General features: G+C 51.1%; 6 protein-coding genes (1 of these 6 cut by a window edge). All 6 read right to left on the bottom strand.

All coding sequences use genetic code 11. The features are described from left to right. Positions 1-747, bottom strand: partial view of an FAD-dependent oxidoreductase gene (locus AOU00_RS14445; RefSeq protein WP_069290897.1) — the beginning only. Its footprint begins 864 nt before the window's first position; only the first 747 of its 1,611 coding nucleotides appear in the window; it begins with the start codon at positions 745-747; its stop codon lies off the left edge, out of view. Positions 748-772: 25 nt separating this feature from the next. Beyond that, positions 773-1,711 carry an ROK family protein gene (locus AOU00_RS14440; RefSeq protein WP_069290896.1) on the bottom strand — a complete coding sequence of 313 codons (939 nt, stop codon included), beginning with the start codon at positions 1,709-1,711 and terminating at the stop codon, positions 773-775. A 152-nt stretch (positions 1,712-1,863) separates the two neighbouring features. Further along, the gene (locus AOU00_RS14435) at positions 1,864-2,703 is read right to left on the bottom strand and encodes a MurR/RpiR family transcriptional regulator (protein ID WP_061832131.1); all 840 of its coding nucleotides are present in this window, start codon (positions 2,701-2,703) and stop codon (positions 1,864-1,866) included. Then, positions 2,681-3,400, bottom strand: coding sequence for an N-acetylmannosamine-6-phosphate 2-epimerase (locus AOU00_RS14430; protein ID WP_061832130.1), 720 nt, complete (start codon positions 3,398-3,400; stop codon positions 2,681-2,683). Before AOU00_RS14430 ends, AOU00_RS14435 begins: the two co-directional genes overlap by 23 nt. A gap of 5 nt (positions 3,401-3,405) precedes the next feature. Next, positions 3,406-4,944 carry a DUF4127 family protein gene (locus AOU00_RS14425; RefSeq protein WP_061832129.1) on the bottom strand — a complete coding sequence of 513 codons (1,539 nt, stop codon included), beginning with the start codon at positions 4,942-4,944 and terminating at the stop codon, positions 3,406-3,408. A gap of 100 nt (positions 4,945-5,044) precedes the next feature. Beyond that, positions 5,045-6,871, bottom strand: coding sequence for a protein O-GlcNAcase (locus AOU00_RS14420; protein WP_069290895.1), 1,827 nt, complete (start codon positions 6,869-6,871; stop codon positions 5,045-5,047). Between the last annotated feature and the right edge of the window lie 48 nt (positions 6,872-6,919).

Here is a 6,919-nt window from a genome sequence, read left to right as displayed (position 1 = left end):
GGAAAAGGACGGAATATAATTTCTCCAGAAATCATATTGTTGCGGCCGCTCTATAGTGAAGCTTTCCTGGGGAATATAGTCTACGGCAGCCACATGTGTGATAGATTGCATATCAAAAGGGTTAGCACACTCCAGTGCGTGAGGTTCACCCGTAGCCGCCCGCGACTCCGCTCCACTCGTATGCTCCACGCCCGCCATCGGAAGGAGATCACCACACTCTGTCGCATCCAGATAAAACGTTCCGTGCAGCACTCTAAATCCACACTTATGATCAGCGCTATTCGAGGTACGGACAGTTACAGAAGTAATACAGTCCCCATCCGTCTGAACGGCAATAGGCACGGTGTGATAGTATACATGAACGCACCCCGTATTCAAATAAGGAGCGAGCATATCTTCAAGCACCCGCAGAGCTACCCGTGGTTCATGAGCCAGACGGCTTACCCAACCGTTCCCAGGGTTGAGAATGGGATTATTTCGAGCTTCTTCGGTTAACGGATAGTTCTGACGGTAATAGTCACGTACACGATTACGGAACTCACGGTATGTTGCTGTGCAACCAAACTGTTCGATCCATCGATGCTCATCTGGGGGAACCGCCTGTGAAGTTAACTGCCCCCCTAACCAGTCCGTCTCCTCTGTCACGATGACTCTCATGCCAGCCTTCGCCGCCGCAAGAGCTGCCGATGTCCCCCCTAGACCTCCGCCAATCACAACAATGTCGGTATCAAGCCGTTTTTGCGTCATGGTTCGTTCCCCTTTCATTCTTGTACTAGGACTCGGTCATTTCGAAGGCAAGCCGTGCAGCGCCGATGATTCCAGCGCGATTGCCCAACAATGCCCGACTTACTTCCGTTTGAACTCCAAATTGGTGCAGATGCTTTTCCAGCATAGGCCACCAGACCTCTCCCGTGTCCGCTACTCCTCCGCCTACAATGATCCCCTCAGGATCAAGAGTCACCGAGATGTTAGCTAGAAGTACAGCTAAATCTGCGGTGTAATCATCCAGCACCTGGATTGCCTCCTGGTTACCGTGAACGGCCTCTTTCACAATCTCGTTTCCCGAGCGGTACAATTTACCGACGTGTTCCCTACCTCGACGTAACAGGGCGCTCCCCGATACATATTGCTCGGCGCACCCTTTTTTTCCGCAATTACAGGGGTGTCCTCCGGGGTATAGAATACTGTGCCCCCAATCACCGCCGCTCCAATGAGCCCCTCTGCACAAGAGGCCATTTTCCATATATGCACCTCCGACACCTGTTCCCAACGTGAGCATCACCAAGCGTCGCTTGCCTTTCCCCGCTCCCTGCCACGCTTCTCCAAGTAAAGCGGCGTTCGCATCATTATCAGCAACCGCTCGTAAAGCCAGTTTTTCTTTAGCCCACGTTACTAAGGATGTACCTTGCCAGCCAGGTAGGTTATCTGTGGCATACACAACTACGCCGCTCTCCACATTTACTCTGCCAGCAGTAGCAATGCCTAGAGCGCCTATATCTATATAGGCACCGATGCTGGTATCCCCAAAAGAACGCAACAGTCCGAGCACAGATTCTGACACCTGCGACAACACCCATTCACGTCCACGGGAAGCGTCCGTATCCAGCCGGATTTCATCAAGCACCGATCCGTCCCGTGCCACTATGGCGGCCTTCACCGATGTGCCCCCAATGTCGATTCCAATGACTCTGTTCACAGCAGCTACCACCACACCAACCTCCTTGTTGCCCTACATAAAAGCTTACTAGCTCTTTGTACAAACCTTCTAATAATAGCAATACTTGAAATAACCATTCATAAGCACCACAAACACAAGTCATTGAACTGTCGGAGCACAAGTTTTCAATTCACAACTGAAAAATCTCAATAGCTTCGTTCAATAACGGCCCTCGCTGTTTTTTCCTTCATCTGTTTGGTGTGATTCGTATGCTTGCGAGCAAGCCCTTCGCAGATGAGGTCAATCACGAATAGTTGTGAGATTTTAGCGCCGATGGAACCACCTTCTATTGGAGCTTCCTTGCCTGCGGTCAGCAACACGATATCCGCAATGGAGGTAATGGGTGATTTGGCATAATTCGTAATTGCGATAACAGTTGCACCGTTTTGCTTGGCTTTATGCAGCATATCGTTCGTATCCAGCGTACTTCCTGATACACTAATGCCGATAGCCACATCACCCGGGTTCATGGACACCGCCATCATCGACTGAATATGTCCGTCTGCCACAGCCTCGGCGCGACGCCCGATCCGTAAGAAACGGTTTTTAGCATCCTGCGCAGAAATTCCCGAAGCGCCTACACCGAAAAATTGAACATAGCCCGCTTGATCGAGACACGCAATCGCACGGCCAAGCTCTGAATGGTCCAGCAGTCCCATACTGGAGTGCAAAATATCGAGCATGTTGTGATACACCGTACGCGTAATATCTTGTTCGTCATCTGGGTCGATGTTCTCCTCGCCCATATCGGTTTTACGATAAGTCTGGTTTTGTGCCAGGGACAGTCGGAAATCCTGATAACCCTTGAAACCAATCTTCCGGCAAAAGCGCATGACGGTCGTTTCGCCTGTACCTGCAAAATCCGCAAGCTCTGTCACGGAAAAATATATGATGTCTGCGGGATGCTCCAGTACGCACAAGGCGACTTTCTGCTCCGATTTCGTTAATGAAGGATAATACGTGTTAATTCGGTCGTTCATCTCCATAGATGCATTTCACTGCCTTCCTTGCGGCATCGGCAAACCGCTGCGTAATCAATTGGGGTCTGGTAATCGCCGAGCCTACGACCACTGCATGTGCTCCCATTCGGAATGCTTCCTCAACCTGCGCCGGATCATAGATTTTGCCCTCTGCAATTAAAGGAACGGGAACCAGTTCTGACGCTCTCCGAACCAGCTCCAGATCAGGACCCTCAATCCGAGTAGAGTACGGTGTATACCCGGATAACGTGGTGGATACGCAGTCTGCGCCAAGAGAGGCCGCATGAAGCGCCTCCTCCAGTGTCGAAATGTCTGCCATGGAAGTAACTCCCTGCTCATGGGCATAATCTATGAGCCTCTTCAGCTTGCATCCCGCTGGGCGCGGTCGTAATGTGGCATCCAGCGCAATGATATCCGCGCCTGCCTCCACCAGTTCCTCCATTTCACGAAGGGTAGGCGTAATGTAAATATCAGAATCATCATAATCCCGCTTAATCAAGCCAATGACTGGTAGAGAAATCGCCTGTTTAATCGCACGTACATCCGATGCGCCATTGGCGCGAATCGCTACAGCTCCACCCTGCTGTGCGGCAAGCGCCATTTTGACCATAGAATCTGCTCCATGTAACGGTTCGCCTGGTAGCGCCTGACAGGATACGATCAGTCCGTGCTGAACTTTGGATAACACACCTTCCATTCCCATAGGAATCACCCTCTCTTCTCGGCATGATGCCGTACGGTTAATCCGACTTCAAAGGTGCGGTTCCACGGCATGTAGCAATCTGTAATTTCCACGTGGCCTTCCGGCCCGTTCACATATTCATTGAGCGCCTGCTCCAGCCGTCCGCGAATAACCGCAGCTACCGAGCCTCTCGGTCCATCGAGCATAAACTTGGTAAAACCCATCTGCTCCACAATCCCGTTATTCATAGCCGTACGTACCACAGCGCAATAACAGGCATCCTCGGCGTAGCGCAGCGACAGAAAATCCAAATGTTCCTCCGTAGGGCCATAGTGGGTATACAGCATAGACTGGGCAATGACGGTGCCCAGCGTGTTAGAACTGGTATTCCAGCCTGCATAACCTGCCAGCTTAAAAAGCAGTCCTTTTTGCTTCAATAGTCTAATTAGCTTGAGATCTGCTCCGTTGGCGTAGCCCACATCAGCAATTGCAACATTTTGACCTGCATATTGCAGCATATAAGAACCGTACTCAACCAGCTCTACTACATTCCGATGTACATCATATCCGGTCATTGCACGCTGCTGGGATGAAGCTTCTGCCATCGTGTCACCGGGTGTGTTAGCCAACAAAATCAAATCAGCCTCCATTGCTGAGGAAGCTATTAGCCCACCTGCCGCCATAATCTGATATTTTAAGGTTTCGTAAAAATAGCGATCTTCAAAAAGCGGAACTACGAATGCCCCCTGCAAAGCAGACAATCGAGGATACACCAGTGGGACTACATTATTCATCTTGTTAACCCAACGAGCCAGCAACGTACAACCCACTTCATCTGCCCCCGGGTACATGTATACATTCAAATCCAGCCCAAGCTCAGAAATACGACTTCTTAGCCGCTGCTGATCCTTGGCGGTATAGCCGTAGGGAGCCGAATCATCCTGTGGGATGATCATAAAATCAATGATACCTTCTGCTACGAGATCCAGTGCAACCTCATTGGCCTCCAAATTCACATGGCGACGTCCCAGATAATCATCCAGTATTTCCATTGGCAAACGCTCGCTGATATCAGCTAATTCGAGCAACTCTTCTGAGGTAGCGATCCCCAACTCCTGACGATGCTCAATGAAGCCCTTTCTGAATATCTCACGGCCCCAATCGGCATAGTAATCCGGTTCTTCATCAGCCAAAGAGTATTGCGGACAACGCATAATCAGTTGAAATGCATACAGGGTCAGTTGCGGATATAATTGCTTTAGCCTGCGAAGCCGATTCACTCTATCTCTGACCTGCTCGCTCGACATACCGTGTAGTCGAGAAGGTACGATTCCTCCGTACAGCAACGTATCCATCGCAACAATGGCTCCATCAGCAGTCGCTGCGCGTTCTTCGAGCCATGCCCATAGTCTGGTCGTATCGCCAGGGGTTTTCTTTTGCCCCATCCATTCCAATGGGGGCCGCTCCATTTCCAAGTCTGTGCCTTGTGCCAGTAAATAAGGAAATTGATAATTACAGGGCCGCTCATCCAGCGGTATAAAAAGTAATCGGGTGTTTGACTTCATCGTACATTCCACCTCTCCTGAAAATTACCGTTATCCTAACGGCAAATGATTATTTTCAGGGCAGCTATGCTGCCTTGGTTTCTTAATCCATCGCAAACACTCACAAGATCAGCCGATATTTGCCTTGTTCGTCCTGATCGACATAACCCCACTGCGCGGCAGCACGGATTGCTGGATTGCTACCCAGCCGAACCTCCGCTTCTAAGCAAGCAGTGATACCGCGTCGCAGTTCTCCTGCGATTTCGTCCGTCAGAGGCGACGGCTCTGGCCCGTCAATTTCTTCGCTCGGCGTGCTGCTCTCCCCCGACTGTGCATCGTCCTGTCGCTCGCTGCTGAGCGCAGCTTGACGCAGCACCTGCCACAGGCCCGCGTCCAGCTCGGCACGTTCCAGCCACGGTGCAGCCTGGAACACGAACCCTGCGGCTAGATCATCGGCAGGCACGTTCCGCAGGACGCTCACCGCCTGAAGCAGCCGCTCAAAGTACATATCCAGCGCAGGGATATCGCGCATTTTCAAAGCAAGGTCCACGTCCTCATACGTGTTGCCGCCTAATCGGCTGTTCCTGTTTTGACGACAGAAAAACATCAGTTCATCCGCACGCTCTCCCGCTAACTCCCGCGCAGCCCATTCCCAAGATAGCTCAGGCATATACCGTTCACTGTTCCACATGTAGTGGGACATCGTGATGAGCGTCACTTTGGAGCATTCCCACTGATTCATCGGGTTGGCCACCATACCGGTATGTCCGCAGTCCGGTAGCCCGGAATACCGTCCGCGTAGCGGATCAAGGAATAACCGATCATGGTCACAATCATTCACCGGGATGTTATCCCACAGCCACAGCTCATGCCCAAAGTATGCATGATTATCAGCGGCGTGCTCGCGACTAATCTGTGGAGCAAAAACAAAGTACCCCGTCCAGAACACCTTAATCTCCGGATGCAGCCGCTCACGGAAATCCTTTTTGTATTCGGTATCCCAATATGACCAATATTCCGAAGGACAGACCGTCAGCGTAAATTCAGGCAGTCGTTCAGCCAGCCATGCATGCACCTTGTTCGTCAAAAAGACATGAGCGTGACCCGAGCGGCCCAGCAAATGTCGATTTTCCCCTTTGAGTACGTAGTCAATGTCATCCATTAATACAGAAAAATGACGTACGCCAATCGCAATCACGGCCGTCAGCTTTTCCGTCAATTTGAGAAAATCTTCATCGCTACCAAAGCTCAGGTCGTTCCCTGGGCTGATACAATAATGAAAATCAACCTCATGCCGTTCGCAGGCTTCCTTTAATTCGCGGATCTGGTCAAACGTATCCTCAGGGTACGGTTCTCTCCATAGCTCACGATGATATGGATCATCCTTGGGGGCATACATGAACGTGTTCATCCGATGCGCAGCCATAAAACGGACGGCATCCAGCCGATCCGCGAAACTCCACGGTTTCCCATAGAAGCCCTCAATAATTCCTCGGACCGGAAAGGAAGGCTCATCCCGAATAGACATCACCGGCAGAGTACATCGCTCCTGTTCCACCTGAAGCAGGAGATGCAGGGCATCCATGCCGTATTTGAGCCCTCTTTTATTAGAAGCGTGGATTTCAATCCGCCCGTCCTTCTGAATGTCCAACCGATATCCGTCTGCAGCAAGCGTTCCGTCATATTCGAGCACCAACTGTACGCTTCCCCGTGTTTCAGTCGGTACACCCGGTCCTGGAGGTACAATGAGCTTGATCGGTCCCTCAGGGTCCAGCACACCTTCATACTCCTGATTCATTGCAAAGCGAGAGGACAGTTCACAGATCAGTCGCGGTTCGGAGATAACCAGCCTTTCCTCGCTGTCATACACATCACGAAAAAAATATTGTATCTCCTGCCGCGATAGCCCTACACCTGAATGAGGCCCCATTCCTTTGGACAATTTCATCGCAATCGTCTCCTTCCCTTCACAGGCTCTTCGTAGCCGTAACTACTG

Source organism: Paenibacillus polymyxa (assembly GCF_001719045.1).
Classification (GTDB): Bacteria; Bacillota; Bacilli; order Paenibacillales; family Paenibacillaceae; genus Paenibacillus; species Paenibacillus polymyxa_B.
The sequence above is the reverse complement of the archived record's forward strand: the minus strand, read 5'-3'. Positions and strand labels throughout refer to the sequence as shown.